Annotated in this window: 1 pseudogene; it reads right to left on the bottom strand. The window is 37.7% G+C overall.

The features are described from left to right. A pseudogene (locus AACW06_RS20545) lies at positions 1-252 on the bottom strand (IS110 family transposase); the annotation flags it as partial.

The following is a 252-nucleotide window of genomic DNA, read 5'->3' as shown; positions in this document are numbered from 1 at the left end:
GGCATCGTTATAGTCGTTCTTTTGTTTGCGTCGCTGACTTTTGACATGTTGAGGCGGGTATAAAAGTACCTCGTGACCAAGCTTTTCGAATTCTCTGGCCCAATAATGCGCTCCAGAACAAGCCTCCATAGAGATGATGCATGGATTTTGATTTGCGATGTAATTAAGTAGCTTAGTTCGTTGAAGTTTTTTACGGCTTATGTTCTTTCCTTTATGATTAATTTGAAGAAGAAAGAAAATATTTTTTGCTAA

The sequence above is a fragment of the Vibrio sp. S12_S33 genome, from assembly GCF_963889785.1.
Lineage (GTDB): Bacteria > Pseudomonadota > Gammaproteobacteria > Enterobacterales > Vibrionaceae > Vibrio > Vibrio aestuarianus.
The sequence above is the reverse complement of the archived record's forward strand: the minus strand, read 5'-3'. Positions and strand labels throughout refer to the sequence as shown.